The organism is Nocardia sp. 2TAF39 (assembly GCF_052114905.1).
GTDB lineage: Bacteria > Actinomycetota > Actinomycetes > Mycobacteriales > Mycobacteriaceae > Nocardia.
Genome location: NZ_JBFRFQ010000036.1, coordinates 52015 through 77647, shown reverse-complemented (window position 1 = coordinate 77647; position 25633 = coordinate 52015). Strand labels below are relative to the sequence as shown.

Genomic DNA, 25633 nt, shown 5'->3' with positions numbered 1-25633 from the left:
CAAGTGGTCAGACCAATTTCGGGGATGGGTAAACGCCGCGGTCGTACCGCGTCAGGTGGGGTCCGAGCCGAGGATGGCCGAGAGCCATACGGTGGTGGCGGCGGCTATCGCGGTGGCGCCCAGGAACGCGGGGAAGCCGCCGTTGTCGAGGTAGACCCACAGAAGTGCGGCGAACGGGGCGGCGACGGTGGATTGCGCGTCGAGCAGGATGCGGCGGCGCAGACGGGTGGCGGTTGCAGCGAGCGCGGGCGCATCGGGGTCTGGGCGGCTGGGATTGTCGATCAGGCGGCCGGGTGGTTCCACATCGAGGATTCGCCCGGAGGGATAGAGGCGGCGCCCCGCGACGTGAATCGTGCGGTCGGTGAATTCGGCCTGGGTTTCGGTGAGGGTGGTCAGCGCCGGGTCGAAGTAGACCGGGAGCCAGCGTGGCCGACCCGTGCCGCTGACCTGCAACCACGAGCGGCTGAGCAAGCGGTGCTGCTGGCGGATGCGGGTAACCCGCGCGGTTCGTGCGGTTCCCGAACGCCAGAACGGAAGTACGCCCCACGCAACGCCGATCCGATAGCCCGTGTATCCGATGACGCCGAGCGCGACGGCCGCGATCGCCGCCATCTGGTCCAGAGTGGCGAGCGGCGCCCAGGCGGCACAGACCACCAGAGCGCCGATCGTCACCGTGATCGGATAGGCCAACGGGTGGCCGAAACTCACTTCACAAAACCGATTTTCGTGTAGTCGTAGGACGCCAGACCCGCCGCGCCGTAGTTCGCCAAGTCGGCGCGCACCCCGACGTTGCCTGGGGACTGCATCAGCGGCAGCGAGTGGCCCTCCTCGAACACTTTGCGATCGACCTGGTTCGCCAGCTCTATCGCCTTCTTCGGGTCGAGTTCCGACACCGTCTGCTCGATCAGCGCATTCAGTTCCGGCGAGCCGATCCGGCCGTAGTTGCCCTGCAAATCGTTCGGGTTGTATCCGTAGATCTGGTTGAGGCTCGCGAGCGGGAACGGGTCACCAACCCAGGTCCACTGCCCGACGTCGAAGTTGCCGGGCTGGATCACATCGGTGAAGTAGCCCTTGCCCGGCTTGGTTTCGATGTTCAGCTTGACGCCGATCGCGCCGAGGTTCTGCTGGATGATCTGCGCGACCTGCACCCAGGTCTCGTCCTGGTACATGACGTCGCGGATCTCCAGCTTGCGGCCGTCCTTCTCCCGGACGTCGCCATTGAGCTTCCAGCCCAGGTCGTCGAGTTCCTTGGCGGCCGCGGCCGGGTCGTATCCGAGGCTGTTGTCCTGATAGCCAACCTGCCCTTGGAGGAAGATGTGGTTGTTCAGCGGTTTCGGATTCTCGACCAGGCCGTTCTGGATGGCGGTGACGATGCCTTGGCGGTCGATCGCCTTCGAGATGGCCACGCGAAGTTTCTGATCGGCCAGGATCGATCCCGGTGCGCCGTTGAAGGTGAAGTGGTTCCAGGCGTTGCCCGGCGCCCGCCGGATCGCGATGCCGGGCGTGTTCTTCGCGGTCTTCAGGTCGTCGCGGGTACCGAGGCCGACCGCATCGATCTCGTTGTTCTGCAGTGCCGGGAGCTGAGCGGAGGAATCGAGCACGCTGAAGGTGATCGTGTCGAGCTTAGGGGTCGCGCCCCACCACTTGGGATTGCGGCCCAGCACGATTCGTCCCTGTGCTCGGTCCGTGGACTGGACGAGGAACGGTCCCGCGGTCAGCGTTATGCCATCGACGAGGCTCTTGTTGAACGCTTCGGGCGTAGCCGTGACCGACTTGGGGAAAAGGAAGGTATTGCCCGCGAATTGCCCGCGCCATTCGGCGAAGTGCTGCTTGAACGTGATGATCGCCTGCCGGTCGTCGACGCCGCGCTCCACCTTTTCGACCCGGTCGAAGCCGGTGTTGTTGGCGATCAGGAACGCCTTGTCGGCGCCGCTGAGTGCGTTGGCCTGGGACTGGATGTCCTCCCAGGTGATCGGGGTGCCGTCGGACCACACGGCCTTCGGGTTGATGGTGTAGGTGACCTGTTGGGGGCTCGTGTTGGTCAGCTGGATATCGGTGAAGTAGTCGGTGTTGATCGAGAGCTCACCCGCCGCATCGGTTTTGAACGACCGCGGCATCATCGGCCGCTCGAGCCCGCTGATCTCGGCGTCGTTCCCGTCGTTGGACAAGGTGTTCCAGTTCGCGGGAAACGCGGAGATCGCCAGGCGCAGATTGCCGCCGTCGCGCAGATCGCCGACATCCCGTGGATTGATGTCGTTCGTGGTGCCGAGCGAGGCGGACGAGCCCGCGGGGGCGTCCTCGTCGTCCGAGCCACACCCGGAAGCCACCAGTCCGATCGCGACGACGGCAACCGCCAGTCGTGTCGTGAGTGAACGAATCCGCATGGTTCGCTCCTTCCCGCAGCGCTGCTGCGTTTCTACTTCAGGAAACCGATCTTGGTGTAGTCGTGGGACGCGAGCCCGGGGGACCCGTAGTTGGCGATGTCTGCGCGGACGCCGAAGTTTCCTTCGGACTGGGTCAGCGGCAGCGAGTGACCTTCCTCGAATACCGCCCGGTCTACCTGGTTGGCCAGGTCGATGGCGTGCGCCGGGTCCAGCTCGGACAGGGTGCGGTCGATCAAAGCGTTCAGTTCGGGCGAGCCGATCCGGCCGTAATTGCCCTGTAGGTCGTCGGGGTGGTAGCCGTAGATCTGTGGGATGCTGCTCAGCGGAAACGCGTCGCCCATGAAGACGAACTGGGCGGCGTCGAAGTCGCCGGGCTGGATGACATCGGTGAAGTAGCCTGCCCCCGGCTTGGTGTCGATCACCAGCCCGACCCCGATCCCGGCCAGGTTCTGCTGGATGATCTGCGCGATCTGCACCCAGGTCGGGTCGTTGTACATGACGTCACGGATAACCAGCTTGCGGCCGTCCTTCTCCCGGACGGCCCCGTTGAGTTTCCAACCGAGGGCATCGAGTTCGCGTGCCGCCGCAGCTGGGTCGTAGCCGAGGCTGTTGTCGCGGTAGCCCTCCTGACCCTGCAGGAAGACATGGTTGGTCAGCGGTTTCGGGTGCTCCACCAGTCCGTTCTGGGTGGCGGTTGCGATGCCTTGGCGGTCGATCGCCTTCGAGATCGCCACGCGCAGTTTCGGATCGGCGAGGATGGAGCCGGGGGATCCGTTGAATGTGATGTGCCGCCAGCGATTACCCGGTGCCCGGCGGATGGTCAGTCCCGAGGTGTTACGGACGGTCTTCACGTCGTCGATCGTGGCCAGACGCACCGCGTCGAGCTCGTTGTTCTGCAGCGCGCCCACCCACGCCGCACGGTCGAGCACGCTGTAGGTGATGGTGTCGAGCTTCGGCTTATCGCCCCACCACTTCGGATTGCGGCCCAGCACGATTCGGCCCTGTGCCCGATCGGTGGACTGGACCACGAACGGGCCAGCAGTCGGACCCATATTGTCGACCAGGCTGTGGTTGAACGCCTCGGGGTCGGCGGTCACCGACTTGGGGAACAGTGCCATGTTTCCGGCGAACTGCCCGCGCCATTCCGCGTAGTGCTGCTTGAAGGTGATGATCGCCTGCCGGTCGTCGACGCCGCGCTCGACTTTGTCGACCCGGTCGAAGCCGCTGGTGATGGCGATCAGGAAGCGCTTGTCGGCGCCGCTCAGCGCGTTGGCCTGGGAGCGGATGTCCTCCCAGGTGATCGGAGTGCCGTCGGACCACACGGCCTTCGGGTTGATGGTGTAGGTGACCTGCTGCGGGTCGGTGCTGGTCAGCTGGACGTCGGTGAAGTAGTCGGTGTCGACGGCCAGCTGCCCTGCGGCATCGGTGCCGAACGCGCGGGGAACCAAAGGCCGCTCGATATCGCCGATCTCGCCGTCGTTCCCGTCGTTGGACAGCGTGTTCCAGTTCGCCGGAAACGTAGTGGTGGTCAGCCGCAGGTTGCCGCCCTCGCGCACCTCGTCCGGGTTTCGGGGATTGATGTCGCTGGTGGCGCCGAGCGTGTCGGAAAGGCCCTCGGCCGAATCGGCACCGTCCGAGCCACAGCCCGCGACCACGAGTCCGAACGCGACGACGGGAACCGCCCAGCGCACCGAATGTGATCGGGTGCGGCCGCGGCTTGTTCGGATCCGCATCGCGCTCTCCTCCCTAACGGCTGACGGCCGGGACCGGCACGGCGTCGATCAGCGCCCGCGTGTACTCGTGCTTCGGCTCCGCGAAGATCTGGTCCGCGGCCCCGTATTCGACGATCTTGCCCCGGTACATGACCGCGATCTCGTGCGCGAGGTTGCGCACCACGGACAGATCGTGTGAGACGAACAGGTAGGACAACGCGCGCTCGGTTTGCAAGTTGCGCAACAGATTCAGCACACCCGCCTGGATCGACACGTCCAGCGAGGACACCGGCTCGTCCAGCACCAGCAGCTCCGGATCCAGCGCGAGGGCGCGTGCGATGCTGATGCGCTGCTTCTGCCCACCGGAGAAGTCGGCGGGGTAGCGGTCGGCATGTTCGGAACGCAGGCCGACCTGGTGCAGCAATTGCGGTACCCGCCGGGCGATTTCGGTGCGTGGACGCCCGTCGATGCGCAACGGTTCGGCGATGGCGTCGAAGATCGGCAGGCGCGGGTCCAGCGAGGCGGTAGGGTCCTGGAAGACGATCTGCATCTTCCTGCGGATCTCGCGCCTACGCGCCTTGCTCATGGTCGCGACGTCGCTGCCCATGATCTCGATGGCCCCGGCCTGCGGGCGGATCAGATCGAGAATCTGGGTGAGTGTCGTGGATTTGCCGGAGCCGGACTCCCCCACCAGCGCCAGCGTGCGACCGGCCCGCACGTCGAAGCTGATGCCGTCGACCGCCCTGATCTCGCCCTTGCGGCGGCGCAGTACCACTCCCGAGGTGATCGGGAAGGTCTTCACCAGGTCGGAGACCCGCAGCACCACCTGCGATTCGACTTCCGCCTCGGCCTCCGGCTCGGAGATCTCACTGCGGTAGGCCTCGAACAGCGCGTCCGTGCCGACCTCGGCGGTGCGGATGCAGGCGGCGGCATGCCCGGGGTCGGTCTTCTCCAGCGGCGGTTCGGCGGCCAGGCAATCGTCGATCGCGATCGGGCAGCGCGGTGCGAACGAGCAGCCCGGCGGCAGTGCGTGCATAGCGGGCGGCGCGCCGACGATCGGGATCAGCGGTCGGCGCGGGGGACCGTCCATGCGCGGGATCGAGCCGAGCAGCCCTACGGTGTACGGCATCCGTGGTGCGCTGAACAGTTCTGCGGTGGCGGCGGTTTCGACGATCTTGCCCGCGTACATCACCGCGACGCGGTCGGCGAGGGTGGCGGCGATACCCATGTCGTGGGTGATCATGATGACGCCCGCTCCGGTGATGTCGCGCGCCTTGCGCAGTAGGTTCAGGATCTGCTTCTGCACCGTCACATCGAGCGCTGTGGTCGGCTCGTCGCAGATGATCAGCGCTGGATCGTTGGCGATCGCCATGGCGATGACCACGCGCTGGCGCTGGCCGCCGGAGAACTCGTGCGGGAATGCCTTGGCCCGCACCTCCGGGTCGGGGATGCCGACCAGGTCGAGCAACTCCACCGCCCGCTTCGCGGCCTCGGCCTTGCCCATCGCGCCGTGCGCCAGCAGGGCTTCCGCGATCTGATCTCCCACCCGATAGACCGGTGTGAGCGCGGACAGCGGGTCCTGGAACACCATGCTGATGGCACTGCCACGCAGCTTGGACAATTGGCGGTCGCCGAGCCCGAGCAACTCGCGGCCGCGGAACCGGATGGAACCGTTGACGCGCGCCTGCTCCGGTAGCAGGCCCATCACCGCCAGCGAGGACACCGACTTGCCCGAACCGGATTCGCCGACGACGGCGAGCACCTCGCCGTCGGACACGCTGTAGGTCCCTGCGTGGTGACGCGAGCTGCCGCCTCCGGGCCCTGACCGGTCATGCGGTGTTTGTTCTCGCATGACCGGGGGCCCTGCGTGGTGACGCGAGCTGCCGCCTCCGGGCCCTGACCGGTCATGCGGTGTTTGTTCTCGCATGACCGGGGGCCCTGCGTGGTGACGCGAGCTGCCGCCTCCGGGCCCTGACCGGTCATGCGTGCGCCTTCTTCTTCGACCGAGCCCGCTTGGCGCCGGGATCGAACGCGTCGCGCAGGCCGTCGCCGACCAGGTTCGCGCACAGCACCGTGACGATCAGCAAACCACCCGCGAACAGGAAGAGCCACGGATAGGTCAGCGCCGACTTGGTACCTGTCGCGATCAGCGAGCCGAGCGACACATCCGGCGGCTGCACACCGAAACCGAGAAAGCTCAGCCCGGTTTCGGCCATGATCGCCGAACCGACGGTGAGCGTGGTGTCGATGATCAGGATCGAGGCGATGTTCGGGATGATGTGACTCAGAATCACCGTGCGGGTCGGTGCGCCCATATACCGTGCGGCTCTGACGAATTCGCGGTCGCGCAAGCTGAGCGTCAGCCCGCGCACGATGCGCGCCGAAATCATCCAGCCGAAGCAGGCCAACAGGACGATCAGCAGCAGAATGGATCCGCTGCCCTTGGTGCGCGGCGCGAACAACGCGATGATGATGAAGCTCGGTACCACGAGCAGCAGGTCGACCAGCCACATGATGGCGCGGTCGGTCCAACCACCGAGCAGCCCGGCCACCGAGCCGGCGGTGGCCGCGATGGCGGTGGAGAACAGAGCGACGCAGAGGCCGATGACCAGCGACTTCTGCAGGCCACGCAAGGTCTGCGCGAGCACGTCCTGGCCGATCTGGGTGGTGCCGAAGGGGTGCTTGGGGCTCGGCGGTTTGAGCAGCGCGGTGTAGTCCAACTGTTGGTAGTCGTAGGCCAGGAACTGCGGGAGTGCGAAGCTCGCGACGAACAGCGCGATCAGTATCAACGCGCCGGCGACGGCGGACTTGTTGCGCAGGAAACGCCGCCAGACCAGCTTGCGCCGCCCGGTCGCGGTGACCTCGGGCGCACCTTGGACGATGATTTCGGCTTCGGTCACGACTGCGCCTCGCTAGCGCTCGGCTCCGCCGTGACCGACGGTGCTGTGTTGATGGTTCGCTCGCTGCGCTCACTCACGACACACGCACCCTGGGGTCGAGAATCGCGTACACGATGTCGGAAAGCAGACCTGACACCAGCACGACCAGACCTGCGAACGCGGTCACCGTCACCACCACGTACAGGTCCTGGGCATTGATCGAGTCGACCAGCCATTCGCCGACGCCGTGCCAGCCGAAGATCTTCTCCGTGAACGTGGCGCCGGTGATCAGGCCGCCGAGACTGTAGGCGAACAGCGTCGCCATCGGGATCAGGGCGGTGCGCAGGCCGTGCTTGTACAACGCCTTGTTGCGGGTCAGGCCCTTGGCGCGGGCCGTGCGGATGAAATCGCTCTGCAGTACGTCGAGCATGGCGTTGCGCTGGTAGCGGCTGTAGCCGGCCATGCCGCCGAGGGCGAGGCCCGCCGTGGGCAGGATCAGGTGCTGGACGCGGTCGAGCAGCTGCGGCCAGAAACCGTCGATCTTGCTCGCCGAGGTCTCGCCGGTATAGAGGAAGATCTGCGAGCCGGTGAGCGAATTGATCTCCAGCGCACCATATTTCAGCAGCGTGGCGAGCAAGAACACCGGCGTGCTCAGCACGAGCAGCGACACCACCGTTGTGAAGTAGTCGCTGAACTTGTATTGCCGGATCGCCCCTGCCGCGCCGATCAGAACGCCGAGCACCGTGCCGACCAGAGAACCGACGATCAGCAGTCGCAGACTCACCGCGACCCGCCGCGGCAGCTCCTCGCCCACCGGCTGGCCCGCCAGCGTGGTGCCGAAATCGCCCTGTGGGATGCCTTTGATCCAGGTGAGGTAGCGCTGCGGAATCGGATCGTTGAGGTGCAACTCCTCGGCCTTAGCGTCGATCACTGCCTGTGGCGGTCGCGGGTTGCGTTGTTCGAGACTGTCCAGGGGCCGGAACGTCAGTGACGCCAGGCTGAACGTCAAGAACGAAGCCAGCAGCAACAGCACGACATAGTTGAGCGCGCGTCGTAGCAGGAAGCCGGTCATCAGTCCTCTGGTCTTTCGGCTGGCGGGCCAGCGTCGGTCTTGCCCCCGATCATAAGGATGCGGGTGCGTGCGCGTGTGGCACGCGGTGTTCGGGCATGTCCGGATCGATCTGGCAGTGGATCGGGCGGCCGGGTCGTCCGGCAGGATGGAATAGGTGACGCTCTTGCACCTGCCCAAGCCGAAGATGGTGGCCACCGATGTGGACGGGACGCTCATCGATCACGACGAGCGGGTCACCGCGCGGACCAGGGCGGCCGTGGGTGCGCTGATCACCGACGGAGTGCCGTTCGTGCTCGCCACCGGGCGTCCGCCGCGCTGGATCGACCCGGTGGTCGCCGGGCTGGGGTACGCGCCGCTGTGCGTGTGCGGCAACGGCGCGGTGATCTACGACAGCGCCGCCGATCGTGTGCTGGCCAGCATGACACTGGACGTGGCGACGCTCAGCTGGCTCGCGGACCTGGCCGAACAGGCGCTGCCCGGCTGCGGTCTCGCTGCTGAACGGGTCGGTGCGAGCGCGCACGACGCGGTGACGCCGCAGTTCGTCAGCTCGCCGCAATACGAGCACGCCTGGCTCAATCCCGACGACACTTGTGTCGCCCGTGAGGAGGTCATCGACGCTCCCGCCATCAAGATGCTGATCCGCCTACCGGGTGCGCGTAGCTCCGACATGCGCACTGTGCTCGCGCCGCTGATCGGGGAGCGCGCCGATATCACCTACTCGACCGAGCACGGGCTCATCGAACTGTCGGCACCAGGCATCAGCAAGGCATCGGGCCTTGCGGTGGTCGCGCAGCGCCTCGGCGTGGCGGCGGACACCATCATCGCGTTCGGTGATATGCCCAACGACGTCCCCATGCTCACCATGGCGGGCCACGGTGTCGCGATGCGCAACGCCCACCCCGAAGCCCTCGCCGCCGCCGACGAGATCGCCGAATCCAACTCTGACGACGGTGTGGCCCGGGTGCTCGAACGCTGGTGGGTCTGAATCGTTGGCAGCGCCTGCGGCGCTGCGCGGCTGTGTTTGTTTGGCCGCGAACAGGCAATGCTCGGTCTCGCTGCGCTCGGAACCGGGAGCCCAGCCGAGTGGTCGCGCTAGCAGGCGATCGCACGGTGGAATCGAGTGCCGCATACGGCGTTGCGTGTTCGCGACCCCACTGCGCCTGATGTCTGTGCGACCGCCGCTGGCGACTGCGTCGCGGACGCGGCGGCCGCTCGGACGCGAGCTGGGCCGCGAACGGGAAATGCTCGGTCTCGCTGCGCTCGGAATCGGGGGTCGGGCCGATGCGATCGCGTTGGGTGGGACTCTGGCACCGCGCGTTTGCGGCTGCTGAAGTGGCTGGATGTTGAGCCACAAAGCGTTCGGAGCCCGCGCGCTTTGTCGGCGGCGGGCTCCGAAGAGGGTGGTGCTGTGTGGTTCGGTAATTCAGCCTTCGGGGGATGGGGAAAGGGCGTGCTCACCTGCGGGTACCGGGGTACCCGCAGGGGCGACCGCTGCCGGGCCTGCGGGGGTCTGGACATGAGCTGGTGTCTGAAGATCCGGGGCTGAGCTGGCGGAGGGTGCGGTCTCGGCCCGGTCCGGGGCGGGGGTGTCTGTGTGCGCCGAAGCGGGACCAGCGGGTGACTGGGGACCGTCCGTAGTCTGGTTGCCATCCGGAGTTGCATCGACTGCGGGTGCAGGGTCGCCCGTAGGGGCAGTGGGAGCTTGGGACCCATCCGGGGCCGGAACGCCCGCGGGAGCGGGACCTGCCACCGCACCGTTCCGGTTGCGGTTCATCTCCTGCTGGTAGGTGTCGTTGTAGGTCTTCCAAACCGTGGTGACGATGCCGGTGGGCTGGTTGAGAATCAGCGAGCCGTATTGGAAGTCGGCGCGCTGACCGTCTGGGACCGGGTACGCGTTCGTTGTCGGGAGACCGAGGATGCCCGCGTCGGCGCCGAGCTGGAGAAAGCGGTCCAGGATGGTGCCGAGCACCTCGACGACCTGCCCGTTCGATGTGGTGTAGGCATAGCCGTTGGTGAATTTCGCGTATTGCTGGCCCTGTGCTGCGGGGAGCACGTCCGACCGGGGGCCGCCGAGTGGACCGTTCGGGCCGCCGGTCGCCGACCAGTGCCTGGCGATGATGTTCTCCTGCACCATGTTCAGCAGCTTGGTGGTCAGCGCGGCGAGGGCCGCCAGATCGGTCTGGCTGCGCGGCGGGGTCTGGTTGTTCGGCCCGGATGCACCCGGGGCGCCGGCCGCGAGGTCGCGGATCCGGTCCATCAGTGCGTAGGCGGCGTCGCCGGGGCAGCTGGTGTTGCCGACGTCGCGGTGCGCGAAGACGATCGGCAGCCGCACGGCCTCACCCTGCGCGTAGGGAGTGAATTGGGTGCCCTCGGAGTACATCGTGGTGTAGCCCTTGGGATCCAGTCCAGCGACTTTGGTGCGCCAGCCGATGAACTTGCCGATCGCAGTGAGCGATTCGTTCGTGGGCTGCTCGGATTCGTAGTTGCCCATCAGCGCGACACCGGAGGTGTTCTCGTTGAACCCGCCCGCGTGCGCGCCTTGTACCGGGCGGTCCAGCCCGCCGAAGCGGCCCTCGAAGATCTGGCCGTACCTGTCGACGAGCGCGTTGTAGCCGATATCGCACCAGCCGAGCGTTTTCGCGTGGTAGGTGTAGATTGCGCGGACGATGCCCGCGGATTCGGATTTGCTGTAATCGTTGCGGCCGGCGGTGTGGTGCACGGTGACGCCGCCGAGATCGTCGTCGTAGGTCGGCTCGTCGCAGCGGATCGATTCGTCGGCGCCCCATTGGGCGCGGGTGATCACGTTCGGCCCGCTGCCGGGCAGCGCTGCGGCCACGTTGTCGAGCGAGCCGTCGATGGCGCCGCGCCCCGGATCGATGAGCACGGCGGTCAGCGCGTCGGCGGAGTGCTGCGCCGGGTCGTCCGAACGCAGGGCGGGCTGCGTGAGGGGGGTTGGGGTCTGCCGCGCGGCCTGCTTGCGGGTCACCAGAACCTGCACCGCATTTGTATTGCCCACGTAGATGGGCTCGGTGCCGTCGGTGGCGCCCTTGCCGGAGCGGTCGGTGCGGTGGGTGTCGACCGGTTCGGTGTCGTACCAGCGGCCCCAGGTGCCGTCGGGTTGCCGAGCGCGGATCGTCGCCTTGGTGTTGTCCAACTCCTTGGCGGTGAGCGCGACCATGCTGAACGGGATGTCCCTGGAGAGTTCTTTCACCTGGGCGCCGACCTGGGTCATCAGCTCGGGCGGCACGGCGCCGGGGGACAGCGCGGGGGTATCAGGGGTGGTGCCAGGCTCCAGCTGGCTGGGATCGGCGATGAAACGCACGCCCCCCAGGTCCTGTTCGGGAATCGAATTCTCGCTGTTGGACATCGGACCTGAATGAATGTTCTGGCCGGAGGTTTGGCCGGAATTCAAGTTGGGTAAGGGGATTTCTTCGGGCAGTTGCACGCCGGGTGGTAGCGGGAGCCCTTGCGGAACCGGAATGGACCTCGGAATCGGCAGCATACGCAGATCGGAAAGATGCAGATCGGGCAGGTCGAGTCCGGTCAGTTCGCGCAGCGGCAGCACGATGTCGGGCGTGCTGTTGAGCATGACCTCGGCGAGTTGGGCGGGCACAGCGGCCAGGTTGTCGTCTGTGGCGGCGCGGTACTCGGTCGAATCACCGAGCGTGAGCGCGCCGAGTGGCGCTGCTACCGCGAGGGTGGTGACAACCGGGAGCACGTAGGAACGTTTCGGTTTGCGGTACCGCACGAGCGTCTCCAATCAGGTCGAACCAGTGATCATGAGCAAAATCAGGGTTGCTTCCTGACGTATCAACAATCACAATAGCCACAATTGTCACACGCCTAAACCTCTGGTTGAGGATTATGATTGCTCGAATGTAGCTCTCGTATTGCGACCGGCTCGTTCGACATGCCGACATGCGCCGAATCGACCGGTCCCGGAAAGTGGGAGTGAACGGATGCGACGAACGCGGAACCGGAATGAGCAAGCTGAATGCCCGCCACCGAGGCAACGGCGGCGGGCCCGTGTCCAACCGACTTTCTCGCCGCCCCCTGTGCTGGTCACCGGCGGAACCGTGCTTCTGGCGGCCATCGTGCCCGTGCTGTGGGGCCGGTGGGGCGACGAGCCCTACCGCACCGTCGCTGGACCGGGGCACGGACGCGGCATGAGCCAGGTCGGCGCCTTCGAGAGCGCGCGCGACGGGTGGGGCGCGGAACGAATCCTCGCGCACTACTACCCCGGCGCGGCCCTGGGCGCCATCCCGCCGAACGCCGTCCGGGTCCGTCTCATGGAGCAGGACGACTCCTCGCTGGATGTCTATGCCGACGCCGGTCTACGGGTGGCGGGCCGCGAACTCGCGCCAGGTCAGGCCGCGCATCTGACACCGCTGCCCGACGGCGGCGCGAACGTGGTCGTGACGATCGGCTGCGACGGCGACGTGCTGTGGCAGACCGAGACCGACGACCCGTGGGTCTATCCAGTCGATCCTGGTCCGAATCGGCCTGCCGCGGAACATCTCACGCTGTGTGGCGGGCCCGCCTACCGCGGCGCGCTCGGCATGGCCACCGAGGACGGCGAAGCCCGCACGGTCAACCAGGTGGATGTCGAAGACTATGTGCTCGGCGTCGTCCCGGCCGAGGTGCAGGCCGATTGGGCGGACAACGGCGCGGCCGAGGCGCTGCGGGCGCAGGCGATTGCCGCGCGCTCGTACACCCTTGCCGAGCAGCGGTATCCGTACGCGCAGACCTGCGACACCACCGACTGTCAGATGTACCCCGGCACTGCGAAGGAGGATCCGCGGGCGACCGCGGCGGTTGCCGCCACCGCGGGTACGGTGCTGCTGCGCGACGGGCGGATCCTCCGGTCGGAGTACTCCGCCGCACCCGACGGCGGCGAGCCCGCGGACATCTCCACCTTCGATGTGGGCCCAGCACCCAGTGACCTGTTCGCCACCGCCGCGCCCGAGGGCCCGCGCACCCAGGCGCCGATCGCCGAGTCGATGATCGATGCCGAGTACCGGCGGATCGGCGGCGCGAACAGTGCGGTCGGGCAGCCGATCGGACCGGAGATGATCCTGCCGCAGCAGTCGGGGACCTACCGGTACTACACCAACGGCGTCATCATCGCGACGCCGACGCTCGGCGCGCGGGTCGTCGACTTCACGACATTGCTGCAGATGGTGCCAGACCCGAAGGGGACCCAGATTCCGCCCGGCCCCGCTGCCTCACCTGCTGGGTCGGTTCCGCCGGTTGGTGGGGTGCCGTCGACCGGTGTAGTTCCGCCGGTTGGTGCGGTTCCACCCACTCGATCGGTGCCGCCTGCCGGTGGGCCTCCTGCTGGGTCGGTCCCACCCAGTGTTTCGGCCTCGCCTAGTGGTTCGGTTACGCACGGTGGCGCGGTGCCACCTGACGGTGTGGTTCCGCTGGTTGGTGGGGTGCCGTCGACCGGTGTGGTTCCGCCTGCCGGTGGGCCTCCTGCTGGGTCGGTCCCACCCAGTGTTTCGGCCTCGCCTAGTGGTTCGGTTACGCACGGTGGCGCGGTGCCACCCGACGGTGTAGTTCCGCTGGTTGATGCGGTTCCACCCACTCGTTCGGTGCCGCCTGCCGATGTGCCCCCTGCTGGTCCGATCCCGCCCAGTGGTCCGGTCACACAAAATGGCGCGATCCCGCCCGACGGCGCGGTTTCGCCCAGTGCCGCGCGCCCGACCCCCGCCAGTTCCATCGGACCTGCCCACCACCCCTGACACCTGGCGGGCAAGCAGCACATCACGCAGGCGTCTCTCGACGTTGCCGCAGCGATGTGCCGACACATCACAGGCCAGCCGCCGTGTCATCCAGCGACACGGCGTGGTGCGTCACAGGTCCGCCAGTTGTTTGCGGGAGGGAATGTTCAGTGCGGCAGGCAGGCGCTGGTCGTTCGCCATGTGTCGTGCTCGGCCAAGGCCACACCCGCGCCTGTTCCGGTCGGGCGATCGCTGACATCCGAAGAATGGGGTTGACCTTGACGTAGCGTCAACTTGCATGCTGATTGCACCGACGAGAGCAGAAGGGAGAACACGGTCATGGCCACGGTCACCGGGGAATGGTCCATTCAGGATCTGGCGAAGGCGGCCGGTACCACCAGTCGCACGCTGCGCCACTACGGGCAGCTCGGGCTGCTGCCGCCCAGCCGGGTCGGCGCCAACGGCTACCGCTACTACGACCAGGGCTCCCTCGTGCGGTTGCAACGCATCCTGCTGCTGCGGGAACTCGGCCTCGGCCTCCCGGTCATCGCCGACGTCCTTGCCGGAGAACAGGACACCGCCGCCGCGCTGCGCACACACCTGGAACTGCTTCGGCAGGAACAGGATCGGATCCGGCGCCGGATCGAGTCGGTTCACAGCACGCTGCAGAAGACCGAAAGAGGTGAACAACTCGTGGCAGCAGAAGTTTTCGACGGCTTCGATCACACCGAATACAAGGACGAGGTGATCGAACGCTGGGGCAAGGAGGCCTACGAGAGCGGCGACCGCTGGTGGCGCTCGATCTCCGACGCGGAAAAGAAGGCGTTCCAGCAGACCCACCTCGACATCGCCGCCGACTACGGCCGGGCGCACGCCGCCGGGCGCACGCCCGACAGCGACGAGGTGCAGGCCATTGCCCAGCGCCACCACGACTGGATCGGGATCGGCTGGCAGGGGCGCTCGGTGGTCAAGGAGGCCTTCGTCGGCCTCGGCGAGATGTACGTCGCCGACCCGCGATTCGCGGCCAACTATGACGTGCACGGGGCAGGCACCGCGGAGTTCGTGCGAGACGCGATGAAGGTCTACGCCGAGCGCAGACTCTAGACCGCACCCGGCCGACGGCCGGTACGCAGAGGAGGCGTACCGGCCGTCGGCCATTGCGCACCCGGAGCGGCTTGCTTTCGGCATGGTCGCGCCGAGCTCGGCCGCCCTGCAGGCGCTCTCGCCTTCCCGCCGCAGTGCGGCCACCATCCACCGGCGCCGCGGCCTCGACCGTATCGGTGACATCGCGGAGGCGGACTCATCCGCTTACCCCATGCCCGACCTTGCCGCCGTTTACGATCGGTCGTCGCCGGTTCGGTCGCGTCCGAGTGCGTGCATCAGTTGGTCTTCCGTGATCGGGGGGACCGGCAGTGGGTGGGCGGCCTCCGCGCGCAGTCCATCGAGGACCAGGGCGAGGTTGCGGCGCCAGGCGCTGGGAGCGATATGAGTGGTGGCCTCGACGATTCGGGTGTGCGACCAGGTGATGAAGGCGATGTCCTCGAGCACCCAGTCGGCGCGTAGTGCGCCGACTTCCTGTGCGCGGGTGATGATCCGGCGCATCAGACCATGCCCGTACTCCTGTGCCTGCGCGATGGCGCGGCTGGGGGGCGCGCGAACGGCGAGCTCGCTGAGCAGGCGGTCGGCGGCCTGCAGCGCGCAGACCTGCTCGACGAGGTAGACGAACGAATCCCACGGGTCGTCGATGGCCGACGCTGCCTCGGCGATGCGGCTTCCGGCTTCGATCCGGTCCTCCACCGCGGCCGCGATGAGGTCGTCGCGGGTGGGGAATCGGTTGTAGAGCGTGCCGATGGCGACGCCGGCGCGGGCGGCGATCTCCTTCAGCGGCGCATCGAGGCCGCGTTCCTCGAAGACGGCGCGGGCGGCGGTCACGAGCGCGTCCCGGTTGCGCTGGGCGTCGCTGCGTAACGGCTTGTCCACGGGCCGATCCTACAAATCGGCTGCTCGGAATATCTTGAGCATAGGTTCAAGTTAATGTTACCGTCAGGGAGAACTTGAACAATGGCTCAACTTAAGGGAGTGGAAATGTCCAAGACCATTGCGATCTTCGGGTTCGGCCCCGGTCTCGGTATCGGGACGGGGCGGAGATTCGGCCGCGAAGGGTTCCGGGTGGCCGTCATCGGCCGCAACCCAGACAAGGCGCGGCGGCATGCGGACGAGCTGACGGCCGAGGGAATCGAGGCCGCAGCCTTTCCCGCCGACGTCACCGACGCGGCACAGATCGCGGGCGTGATCGAGAAGATCGAGGCGAGCTTCGGCCCGATCGAGGTGGCGATGCACGGCGCGGCGGGCGAGATGACCGACCGCATCCCGTCCACGCTGGACGTGGACGTCCCCGGTCTCGCCGTTCCGATCGCGCTCAAGCTGCACTCGCCGATCCTCATGACCAGGGCGCTCGCCCCGAGCATGATCGAAAGGGGCGAGGGTTCGCTGCTGTTCTCCTCGGGTGCGTCCGAGCGCCACCCACTGCCCTACCTGTCCAACTTCGGCATCGCCCTCGCCGCGCAGCGCGGCTACATTCGCCAGCTCGAGGTCGAACTGCGCGGCACCGGCGTCTACGTCGGGCTGCTCAATATCGGCGTGCTGATCGGCGGCAGCACGGCGGAGCGGATCGTCGATGAGCACCCGGAACTGGTTCCCGACGGAATCGAGATCCTCAGGATGGGTCACGACGAACTGGGCGACTACTACTGGCGGATGTACACCGAGCGGGACCAGGTCGAGCTCGACGTGGGCTTCCCGGACTGAGCCCGTGCGCTGAACCCACAACCCACGGGGATGCCGACGAACGGCTGGGTCGATCGTCGATGCCCTGGCCAGCGCGATTCTCCCGGGTCTCCGGGCGCCGATGCCCACGGCCCAGTGGCGGGGTGCGCGCCGAAATTCGCGATGCGCGTAGTCGACCACGGCGATCGAGTCGGTGCGGGCGGCATGATCGCCCTTCGGCCCGCATCCCGGATCGGCAGCGAACTCGACGTGCGATCAGTCGGGCGAGCAGTAAACCGCCGCACACCGGCGGGCCGATATCATTTCGGCAAACATCCGGCGAAATTTGGATGTTCCCGGTACGGAACCGTCCGCCAGAGCAGCGCCGCCCAGCGCCGCATCCGACTCCACCCGGACGCGGCGGAGACTTCCGATACTCTGGGCTCCCGTGACCGTCGCATCGTCCCCGGGTAACTCCGTCAACTCCGCCTCACAGTTCGATCTGATCGTCGTCGGCTCCGGATTCTTCGGGCTGACCGTTGCCGAACGTGCCGCCACCGTGCTGGGCAAACGGGTGTTAGTGATCGAACGCCGCCATCACATCGGCGGTAACGCGTATTCCGAGCCGGATCCGGAAACCGGGATCGAGATCCACAAGTACGGCGCACACCTGTTCCACACCTCCAACAAGCGCGTGTGGGATTACGTCACCCAGTTCACCGAGTTCACCGGGTATCAGCATCGCGTCTTCGCACTGCACAAGGGGCAGGCCTACCAGTTCCCGATGGGGCTCGGTCTGGTCTCCCAGTTCTTCGGCCGCTACTTCTCGCCGGAGGAGGCGCGCAAGCTGATCGCCGAGCAGGCCTCGGAGATCGACACCAAGGACGCGCAGAACCTCGAGGAGAAGGCCATCTCGCTGATCGGCCGCCCGCTCTACGAGGCGTTCGTGCGCGACTACACCGCCAAGCAGTGGCAGACCGACCCGAAGGAACTGCCCGCGGGCAACATCGCCCGCCTTCCGGTGCGCTACACCTTCGACAACCGCTACTTCAACGACACCTACGAGGGCCTGCCCCGCGAGGGTTACACGAAGTGGCTGGAGAACATGGCCGCCTCCGACCTGATCGAAGTGCGGCTGAATACCGACTGGTTCGAGGTGCGTGACCAGTTGCGCGCGGAGAGCCCGGACGCACCTGTCGTCTACACCGGCCCGCTGGACCGCTACTTCGACTACAGCGAGGGCGAGCTGGGCTGGCGCACTATCGATTTCGAGACCGAGGTGCTGCCGACCGGCGACTTCCAGGGCACCTCGGTGATGAACTACAACGACGCGGACGTGCCCTATACCCGCGTCATCGAGCCGCGCCACTTCCACCCCGAGCGCGACTACCCGACCGACAAGACCGTGATCATGCGGGAGTATTCGCGGTTCGCGCAGACCGGTGACGAACCGTATTACCCGATCAACACCCCTGAGGACCGGGCCAAGCTCCTGGCTTACCGCGACCTGGCCAAGAACGAGACCGCGACGGCGAAGGTCGTTTTCGGCGGTCGCCTCGGCACGTATCAGTACCTGGACATGCATATGGCGATCGGCAGCGCGCTGAGCACGTTCGACAATGTGCTGCGCCCGCACTTGGAAGACGGAGCGCCGCTCGTGGACGACCAGGAGGCCAGATGAGCCACCGGACGATGAGTCACACGCACCGAGCCCTGCGCACCGAAGCCGTCCGGGTGCGGGCATCCCGCAACAATGCAGGAGCAGAATGACCTCCCAATCCATCTTGGAAGACATGACCATCGAAACCCGCGCGACCTCGCTGCTGCAGCGCATCATCCTGCCCCGGCCGGGTGAGCCGCTGGACGTGCGAACCCTCTACGTCGAGGAGTCGGCGACCAACGCCCGTCGCGCGCATGCCACCACCCGCACGTCGCTATCGATCGGTGCGGAATCCGAGGTCTCGTTCTGCACCTATTTCAACGCGCTGCCCGCGAGCTACTGGCGGCGCTGGAGCGTCCTGGAGTCGGTCGTGCTCCGGCTGGAACTGGCCGGACACGGACGCGTGGACGTGTACCGGTCCAAGGCCGACGGCTCGCGAATCCACGTGCAGGGCAAGGAGTTCGCTGTCGCGGCGGGCACCGACTCGGTTGTCGTCGAGTTCGAGGCCGACCTCGGCCCATTCGAAGACGGCGGCTGGATCTGGTTCGACATCACTACCGACACGGCGGTCACGCTGCTGTCCGGCGGCTGGTACGCGCCGGTCGAGGCGCCGGGCGAAGGCAGCATCGCGGTCGGCATGCCCACCTTCAACCGGCCGACCGACGCGGTGAAGACCCTTGCCGCCCTGGGCTCGGACCCGCTGGTGCTGGAAAAGATCAAGGCCGTGATCATTCCGGATCAGGGCACCAAAAAGGTGGTCGACGAGCCCGGCTTCGCGGAATCGTCCGCGGCGCTCGGAGATCGGCTGGCCATCTACAACCAGCCGAACCTCGGCGGTTCCGGCGGCTACAGCCGGGTCATGTACGAGGCGCTGAAGACCACCGACGCCGAGTACATCGTCTACATGGACGACGACATCGAGATCGAGCCGGACTCGATCCTGCGCGCACTGGCCTTCGCCCGGTTCGCGAAGTCGCCGGTGCTGGTCGGCGGCCAGATGCTCAACCTGCAGGAGCGTTCGCACCTGCATGTCATGGGCGAGGTCGTCGACCGCGGCATCTTCATGTGGACCGCCGCGCCGAACGTCGAGTACGACCACGACTTCTCGAAGTACCCGCTCAAGGACCGGGACAACTCCAAGCTGCTGCACCGGCGCATCGACGTCGACTTCAATGGCTGGTGGACCTGCGTCATCCCACGCCGGGTCGCCGAGGAACTCGGCCAGCCCCTTCCGCTGTTCCTGAAATGGGACGACGCCGAGTACGGCCTGCGCGCCCGCGCCGCCGGGTACCCGACCGTCACCCTGCCCGGCGCTGCCGTCTGGCACATGGCCTGGAGCGACAAGGACGACGCCATCGACTGGCAGGCGTACTTCCATCTGCGTAACCGGTTGGTGGTCGCCTCGCTGCACCTGCCTGGCAACGGGCGCGGGATGGTCGTCAACACGATCAAGGCGACCTTGAAACACCTACTGTGCCTGGAGTATTCGACGGTTGCGATCCAGAACCTGGCTATCCGCGACTTCCTCGCGGGCCCCGAACGGCTGTTCCAGCTGCTGCCGAGCGCGCTCGGCGCGGTGCACGAACTACGCAAGCAGTACCCGGATGCGGTGATCCTGCCCTCGTCGACCGAACTGCCACTGGCCAGTCACATCGGCGTCGGGGCGGTCGGCGAGCCGGCCAATCCGATCGCCAAGGTGGTCCGGCTGGCCAAGGGCGTGGTGCACAACTTCCGCTCGGCGCATACCGAACACCATGAGACACCTCAGCTGAACGTGCCGACGCTGGACGCGCGCTGGTTCCTGCTCTCGCAGGTCGACGGCGTCACTGTCACCACGGCGGACGGTCGAGGCGTGGTCTACCGCAAGCGCGATCCGCGCCAAGCGCTCGGTCTGTTCAAGGAGGCGATGCGCCTGCGCAAAGAGCTGGCCGCGCGCTTCCCGGAGATGCAGCAGCGCTACCGTGCCGCACACCCGCAGCTGACCAGCACGCCGGCCTGGGAGAAGGTCTTCGGCATCGGCGACGACACGAAGGGTGGACAGCGGTGAGCCTCGGAGCGAACGCAGCCGACGACGCGGCGGTGGTCCGGCCGCTGCAGAGCGCGAACGGCCACGGCGGCCCGGTGTCCGCGGAACCAGCGGCGGGCGAGCAGGCACCACCGGAGGTCGCGATCATCAACGCCGTGCAGGCCACCCTCGGCAGCAAGCCCGCGGTGGTGGCCGCGGCGCGCGGCATGTCGCACTTCGGTGAGCACGCGCTCGGCTGGGTCGGCATCGCTGCCGCGGGCTGGCTGGTGGACAAGCCGCGGCGCAGGCAGTGGGCCGGGGTCGCGGTCGGCGCGGTCGGAGCGCACGCGGCCTCGATCGTCATCAAGCGCATCGTCCGGCGGCCTCGCCCGAACGATCCGTCGGTGCAGGTCAACGTGGGTACCCCGAGCAAATTAAGCTTCCCGTCCTCGCACGCGACCTCGACCACGGCGGCGGCCGTGTTGCTCGGCCGATTGACCGGGCTACCCTTGCCTGCGGTGCTCGTCCCCCCGATGCTGCTTTCCCGGGTGGTTCTCGGGGTGCACTATCCCTCCGACGTGCTCGCCGGTTCCGCGCTTGGTGCCGCGTCTGCCGCTGCCCTGCTTGCCGCCGAAAAGAGACTTGATAGTGACCGCACAAGAAAGAGCTTTGGTTGACATGAGTGAAGAGCCGACCGGCGCCGACCTAGCCGAGGCCGTTGTCAAGGGTCCGCCCAAGACGCTGGCCGGCGGTCTGTTCAAGGCTGTCCGGCCGCGGCAGTGGGTGAAGAACGTCCTGGTGCTCGCCGCGCCGCTGGCCGCGGGCACGGTCACCGACGTGGACGTGCTCGCGCATGTCGGCATCGCCTTCGTGGTGTTCTGCATGGCAGCCTCGGGCATCTACCTGGTCAACGACGCGCTCGACGTGGAAGCCGACCGGGCGCACCCGACCAAGCGGTTCCGGCCGATCGCTGCGGGCATCGTCCCGGTGAACCTGGCCTACCTGTTGTCGGCGGTGCTGTTGGCCGGGTCGATCGCGGGGTCGTTCCTGGCTTCGTGGCACCTGGCCGTGGTGATGACCGTTTACATCGGAATCCAGTTGGCCTACTGCTTCGGCCTGAAGCACCAGGCGGTGCTGGACATCTGCATTGTGTCCTCGGGCTTCCTGCTGCGCGCGGTGGCCGGCGGCGCGGCGGCGAGCATCCCGCTGTCGCAGTGGTTCCTGCTGATCATGGCCTTCGGTTCGCTTTTCATGGCGGCGGGCAAGCGCTACGCCGAACTGCAGATCGCGCTGGGCACCGGGGCGAAGATCCGCAAGTCGCTCGAGTACTACACCCCCACTTACCTGCGCTTCATCTGGACGCTGGCGGCGACGGCGGTGGTGGTGTTCTACGGGCTGTGGGCGTTTGAGCAGGACGGCAAGAATCACACCGAGTGGTTCGCGATCTCGATGATTCCGTTTACCATCGCAATCCTGCGTTACGCGGTCGACGTCGATGGTGGCGAGGCCGGTGAGCCCGAAGAGATCGCGCTGGGGGACCGTATCCTCCAGTTCCTCGCAATTGCCTGGATCGGAGCGGTAGGTGTCGCTGTCTATCTCACCTGACGAGATGCTGGTAGCGGAGCGAACGGAATACGCGGGGGAGCGGCCGGCTGATGAGCTTGCGCCCTCCCCATCGCGGTTCGCACGTCTATCCAAAGCCACGTTCGTCGGTGGGATCGCGCTCACCGTTGTCCTTTTCGCGATCGGTGGCTGGCAGCGGCGCTGGATCGCCGATGACGGCCTCATCGTGTTGCGGACCGTACGCAATCTGCTTGCGGGCAACGGCCCCGTCTTCAACGCGGGCGAGCGTGTCGAAACCAACACCAGTACCGCATGGACCTACCTCGTCTGGTTCTTCAGCTGGCTGACCCAGGCGCGGCTCGAGTACGTGGTGCTCGGCGTCGCGCTGACGGTGTCGCTGGCCGCGGTGGTCTTCGCCATGTTCGGCTCCTCCCGGTTGTGGGGCGGGACGGGGTCGGGCCTACTGCTGCCAGCGGGGGTACTTGTCTACATCGCCCTGCCCCCGGCCAGGGACTATGTCACCTCCGGCCTGGAGAGCGGGCTGGTGATCTGCTGGATCGGCCTGCTCTGGTGGCAGCTGATGCGGTGGAGTCAGGCGAAATCGGTTCGGCTGCCCGGTTTGCTCGGCCTGGTCTTCCTCGCCGGGCTCGCGCCGCTGATCCGTCCCGAGATGACGCTCGTCGGCGCACTGGCGTTGCTGATGATCTTCCTGGCGCCCATGCCGGAGAGCAGGATTCGCCCGATCGTTCTGCGCGCGGTGATCGTCGCGGTGGCCGGGCTGGTTCCGCTGGGCTACCAGATCTGGCGGATGGGCTACTACGGCCTGCCCTATCCGAACACCGCGGTCGCGAAGGACGCGGGCGGCGCCAAGTGGGGTCAGGGCCTCACCTATCTCTGGAATCTGGTCGGTCCCTACTTCCTGTGGGTGCCGCTGCTGGTGCTGCTGATCGGCGGGGTGGTCGCGGCGCGCGCCCGTGCCGAGCGGATTGCGGTGCCGTCCGAGCACGCCACAGACGAAGAGCGCGGTTGGTCGGTGCAGTGGGTCCGGGAACGGCTGCGCTCGCCGGGCGCGGTGGTCACTCTCGTGCTGTTCAGCGGATTCATCTTGACCGTCTACGCGGTGCGCGTCGGCGGCGACTTCATGCACGGCCGCATGCTGCTTCCGCAGCTGTTCCTGCTGCTGCTTCCGGTCGCGGTGGTCCCGATCCGGCTGCCCGAAGGCGGCCTGCGCGCGGCGACGGCCGCCGACTGGTCCTTCGCGGTGATCCTGCTCGCGCTCGTCGGCACCGCGGGTTGGGCGTTGTTCGCCGCCAACACCACCGCAATCAAGACCGGCACCAAGATCACCTCGACCGGCATCGTCGACGAGCGCGTCTACTACGTGCTCAACACCGGTCACGACCATCCGATCCTGGCGGAGGATTACCTGGATTACCCGCGCATCCGCGCGATGGTCGACGACATCGCGGCCAGCCCGAACGGTGGGCTGCTGCTCAACTCGCCGTCTTTCATGTTCTGGTATGTCGCTCCACCGCCACAGCCCATCCCCGTCGGTGGCGCAGGCCACTCGGTTTACTTCTTGAATCTGGGGATGACCAGCATGAACGTCCCGCTGAACGTCCAGGTGATCGATCCGATGGGCCTGGCCTACCCGCTGGCCGCGCACACCGATCGGCTCACCGACGGCCGGATCGGGCACGACAAGAGCCTGTACCCGGACTGGGTCGTCGTGGACACCGGCATGGTGGACAGGAAGCCGTGGATGCCCTGGTACCTGGACGAGAAGTGGGTGACCCAGGCGCGGACCGCGATGGGCTGCCCAGGCACTCAGGCGCTGATGATCTCCTACCGCGACCCGCTCACGTTCGAGCGTTTCCGGCACAATCTGCGCAATGCGCTGCGATTCGCCAAGTATCGGATGGATCGGGTGCCGAAGTACGAGATTCAGCGCTGCGGGCTGGTCGACCCGTTTCCCGAGCCGGTCGCGCCCCGCTGACCCGTAGGCCACACTGGGCTCATCGTTTACGCTGCGCCCAGTGATTGGGTTGGACGAATCCGATAAAGTGGTGTGCGCCGCTTTATCTCGTTTTGATAACGTCCCTGCATCGATGCCGCGATAGGCTGCGATGCGTACGCCCCAGCTGTGGCGTCCGCTGATCGTGGCATCGGCGGGTCAACGTGTGGACGGCTGCCACGGTCGCCGTAGAACGAAAGGTCGAAATTGATGCGAGGCGTGATCGGACGTCTGAATACTCGAAGAGCAGGGGCCTGGCTCAAGCGTTCGATGCTGGTGTCGCTGGCTGTTCTGCTACCGCTCGGGGTGTCGGTGGCAGGCCCTGCCGCTCCGGCGTCCGCCGCCTTCAATCCGGACGGCTTCGACTTCTGGGTCGATTCCGATATGGGTCCGATCAAGTCGCGCATCTTCCGCGCGGCCGACGGCAACACCGGTCGCGTGGTGTACGCGCTGGACGGCATGCGCGCGCGCAATGACCTCAGTGGCTGGGAGATCGACACCGAAGTCGCGCGCGAGCTGACCAAATGGAACATCAATGTGGTCATGCCGGTCGGCGGGCCGTCCAGCTTCTACGCCGACTGGAACGCTCCGAGCGACTTCTTCGGTCTGGGCAGCGCCGGCTCCTCATCGACCGGTTCGGCGAACTCCGGCTCCGGTCTGCTGACCGGTTCCGTGGGCGGGCCGGGTAAGTCCAGCACCTACAAGTGGGAAACGTTCCTCACCACCAACTTGCGCTCGGCGCTGCGCGACCGGCTCGGTTTCAACCCGAACCGCAACGGTGTGTTCGGCCTGTCCATGGGCGGCAGCGCCGCGCTGACGCTGGCCGCCTACCACCCCGACCAATTCCGTTATGCCGGTTCGTACTCCGGCTACCTGAACATCTCCGCGCCGGGCATGCGCGAGGCGCTGCGCGTGGCGATGCTGGACGCGGGTGGCTACAACATCGACGCGATGGCACCACCGTGGGGTCCGCAGTGGCTGCGGATGGACCCGTTCGTGTTCGCGCCCCAGCTGAAAGCCAACAACACCCGGCTGTGGGTCTCCGCGGGTAGCGGTCTGCCGAGTGCGGCGGATGGCCTGAGCTTCAATACGGTCAACGCGATGGGTCTGGAGGCGCTGGCGCTGGCCAACACCCGTGCTTTCCAGGTCCGCATGCTGTCGCTGGGTGCAGGCAACATCACCTACGACTTCCCCGCCGTCGGAGTGCACAACTGGAACTACTGGGCCGACGAGGTGTACCGGATGATCCCGGATCTGTCGGCGAACATCGGCTGAATTATTTTGCAGCGCCTGCTGTGTTTGATTTGCAGCGCCTGCGGCGCTGCGTGTTCGCGGCCCCCCTTTTGGCTCGCGTCCGAGCGATCGAGACTCGCGACTGCGTCGCATGCGCTTCGATCGCTCGGACGCGAGCCGGACCGCGAATGTGCTCGTAAGACTCGCACTCGACGGGGCTGAGTTGGTCGGCGCCGTTTGTGAAGCACCGCCCGTGTGCACTCGGGCGGTCTTTTGTAGATCCGCAGTTGTTCCCGGCTGGTTCGGGGTTCGGTTCGAGCGGCCGAGACCAACAGCTGCAGCCGCATGCGCTTCGATCGCTCGGATGCGGGCCGGGCGGCGAATGTGCTCGTAAGACTCGCACTCGACGGGGCCGAGTTGGTCGGCGTCGTCGGTGAAAGACCGCCCTGTGCCTATGTGTGTCGGGGCGGTCTTTTTGTATACCCGCAGTTGTTCCGGTCTTTATGGCTCGGTCCGAGCGGCCGAGACTTGCGCCTGCGGTGCATGCGCTTCGATCACTCGGACCCCAGACGGGCCGCAAACGTGCTCGTAAGACGCGCACCTGATGGTGTGAGTCGGTCGG

Annotated in this window: 18 protein-coding genes; 10 read left to right on the top strand and 8 right to left on the bottom strand. The window is 66.7% G+C overall.

Features of this window, described 5'->3' with window-relative positions; genetic code table 11:
• Positions 1-51 precede the first annotated feature (51 nt).
• From AB4Z47_RS21365 to AB4Z47_RS21340, 6 genes are all read right to left on the bottom strand, one after another.
• Positions 52-654 carry a hypothetical protein gene (locus tag AB4Z47_RS21365; RefSeq protein ID WP_441953105.1) on the bottom strand — a complete coding sequence of 201 codons (603 nt, stop codon included), beginning with the start codon at positions 652-654 and terminating at the stop codon, positions 52-54.
• A 50-nt stretch (positions 655-704) separates the two neighbouring features.
• A complete protein-coding gene (locus AB4Z47_RS21360; RefSeq protein ID WP_441953068.1) occupies positions 705-2384 on the bottom strand; it encodes an ABC transporter family substrate-binding protein in 1680 nt (559 codons plus the stop codon).
• 32 nt (positions 2385-2416) lie between these two features.
• On the bottom strand, positions 2417-4117 hold the full coding sequence (locus tag AB4Z47_RS21355) for an ABC transporter family substrate-binding protein (protein ID WP_441953067.1): 1701 nt from the start codon (positions 4115-4117) through the stop codon (positions 2417-2419).
• A 13-nt stretch (positions 4118-4130) separates the two neighbouring features.
• Positions 4131-5873 (bottom strand): dipeptide ABC transporter ATP-binding protein, encoded by a 1743-nt coding sequence (locus tag AB4Z47_RS21350; RefSeq protein WP_441953066.1) that lies wholly within the window; start codon positions 5871-5873, stop codon positions 4131-4133.
• A 202-nt stretch (positions 5874-6075) separates the two neighbouring features.
• Positions 6076-6996, bottom strand: a complete 921-nt coding sequence (locus AB4Z47_RS21345; protein WP_441953065.1) for an ABC transporter permease — start codon at positions 6994-6996, stop codon at positions 6076-6078.
• A 73-nt stretch (positions 6997-7069) separates the two neighbouring features.
• Complete coding sequence (locus AB4Z47_RS21340) at positions 7070-8047, bottom strand: ABC transporter permease (RefSeq protein WP_441953064.1); 978 nt, start codon at positions 8045-8047, stop codon at positions 7070-7072.
• Between the two features lie 184 nt (positions 8048-8231).
• Here AB4Z47_RS21340 and AB4Z47_RS21335 point away from each other — a divergent pair, with 184 nt between their 5' ends.
• Entirely contained in the window at positions 8232-9032 is an 801-nt protein-coding gene (locus AB4Z47_RS21335; protein ID WP_441953104.1) for an HAD family hydrolase, read from the top strand.
• Between the two features lie 438 nt (positions 9033-9470).
• Here the strand turns inward: AB4Z47_RS21335 and AB4Z47_RS21330 are convergent, their stop codons facing one another.
• A complete protein-coding gene (locus tag AB4Z47_RS21330) occupies positions 9471-11795 on the bottom strand; it encodes an N-acetylmuramoyl-L-alanine amidase (RefSeq protein ID WP_441953063.1) in 2325 nt (774 codons plus the stop codon).
• Positions 11796-12102: 307 nt separating this feature from the next.
• On the opposite strand from AB4Z47_RS21330, the gene AB4Z47_RS21325 reads away from it, so the two are divergent.
• Entirely contained in the window at positions 12103-13791 is a 1689-nt protein-coding gene (locus AB4Z47_RS21325) for a SpoIID/LytB domain-containing protein (protein ID WP_441953062.1), read from the top strand.
• 318 nt (positions 13792-14109) lie between these two features.
• The gene (locus AB4Z47_RS21320; protein WP_441953061.1) at positions 14110-14874 is read left to right on the top strand and encodes a MerR family transcriptional regulator; all 765 of its coding nucleotides are present in this window, start codon (positions 14110-14112) and stop codon (positions 14872-14874) included.
• 231 nt (positions 14875-15105) lie between these two features.
• Here the strand turns inward: AB4Z47_RS21320 and AB4Z47_RS21315 are convergent, their stop codons facing one another.
• Complete coding sequence (locus AB4Z47_RS21315) at positions 15106-15750, bottom strand: TetR/AcrR family transcriptional regulator (protein ID WP_441953060.1); 645 nt, start codon at positions 15748-15750, stop codon at positions 15106-15108.
• 105 nt (positions 15751-15855) lie between these two features.
• On the opposite strand from AB4Z47_RS21315, the gene AB4Z47_RS21310 reads away from it, so the two are divergent.
• From AB4Z47_RS21310 to AB4Z47_RS21280, 7 genes are all read left to right on the top strand, one after another.
• Positions 15856-16578 (top strand): SDR family NAD(P)-dependent oxidoreductase, encoded by a 723-nt coding sequence (locus tag AB4Z47_RS21310; RefSeq protein WP_441953059.1) that lies wholly within the window; start codon positions 15856-15858, stop codon positions 16576-16578.
• A gap of 406 nt (positions 16579-16984) precedes the next feature.
• Positions 16985-18217, top strand: a complete 1233-nt coding sequence (gene glf, locus AB4Z47_RS21305) for a UDP-galactopyranose mutase (RefSeq protein WP_441953058.1) — start codon at positions 16985-16987, stop codon at positions 18215-18217.
• A gap of 85 nt (positions 18218-18302) precedes the next feature.
• Positions 18303-20243, top strand: a complete 1941-nt coding sequence (locus tag AB4Z47_RS21300; protein ID WP_441953057.1) for a glycosyltransferase — start codon at positions 18303-18305, stop codon at positions 20241-20243.
• 74 nt (positions 20244-20317) lie between these two features.
• A complete protein-coding gene (locus AB4Z47_RS21295; protein ID WP_441953103.1) occupies positions 20318-20878 on the top strand; it encodes a phosphatase PAP2 family protein in 561 nt (186 codons plus the stop codon).
• A 1-nt stretch (position 20879) separates the two neighbouring features.
• Entirely contained in the window at positions 20880-21806 is a 927-nt protein-coding gene (locus tag AB4Z47_RS21290; RefSeq protein ID WP_441953056.1) for a decaprenyl-phosphate phosphoribosyltransferase, read from the top strand.
• Positions 21807-21810: 4 nt separating this feature from the next.
• Positions 21811-23760 (top strand): flagellar motor control protein ZomB, encoded by a 1950-nt coding sequence (gene zomB / locus AB4Z47_RS21285; RefSeq protein ID WP_441953102.1) that lies wholly within the window; start codon positions 21811-21813, stop codon positions 23758-23760.
• 228 nt (positions 23761-23988) lie between these two features.
• Positions 23989-25053: an alpha/beta hydrolase gene (locus tag AB4Z47_RS21280; protein WP_441953055.1), complete on the top strand. Its 1065-nt coding sequence runs from the start codon at positions 23989-23991 to the stop codon at positions 25051-25053.
• The last annotated feature ends 580 nt before the right edge of the window (positions 25054-25633 follow it).

Excerpts from the sequence above, each read along its gene's own strand:
- AB4Z47_RS21360 (WP_441953068.1), bottom strand. The coding sequence starts at position 2,384 with ATGCGGATTCGTTCACTCACGACACGACTGGCGGTTGCCGTCGTCGCG.
- AB4Z47_RS21355 (WP_441953067.1), bottom strand. The coding sequence starts at position 4,117 with ATGCGGATCCGAACAAGCCGCGGCCGCACCCGATCACATTCGGTGCGC.
- AB4Z47_RS21340 (WP_441953064.1), bottom strand. The coding sequence starts at position 8,047 with ATGACCGGCTTCCTGCTACGACGCGCGCTCAACTATGTCGTGCTGTTG.
- AB4Z47_RS21335 (WP_441953104.1), top strand. The coding sequence starts at position 8,232 with ATGGTGGCCACCGATGTGGACGGGACGCTCATCGATCACGACGAGCGG.
- AB4Z47_RS21320 (WP_441953061.1), top strand. The coding sequence starts at position 14,110 with ATGGCCACGGTCACCGGGGAATGGTCCATTCAGGATCTGGCGAAGGCG.
- AB4Z47_RS21310 (WP_441953059.1), top strand. The coding sequence starts at position 15,856 with ATGTCCAAGACCATTGCGATCTTCGGGTTCGGCCCCGGTCTCGGTATC.
- AB4Z47_RS21300 (WP_441953057.1), top strand. The coding sequence starts at position 18,303 with ATGACCTCCCAATCCATCTTGGAAGACATGACCATCGAAACCCGCGCG.
- AB4Z47_RS21290 (WP_441953056.1), top strand. The coding sequence starts at position 20,880 with ATGAGTGAAGAGCCGACCGGCGCCGACCTAGCCGAGGCCGTTGTCAAG.
- zomB (WP_441953102.1), top strand. The coding sequence starts at position 21,811 with ATGCTGGTAGCGGAGCGAACGGAATACGCGGGGGAGCGGCCGGCTGAT.
- AB4Z47_RS21280 (WP_441953055.1), top strand. The coding sequence starts at position 23,989 with ATGCGAGGCGTGATCGGACGTCTGAATACTCGAAGAGCAGGGGCCTGG.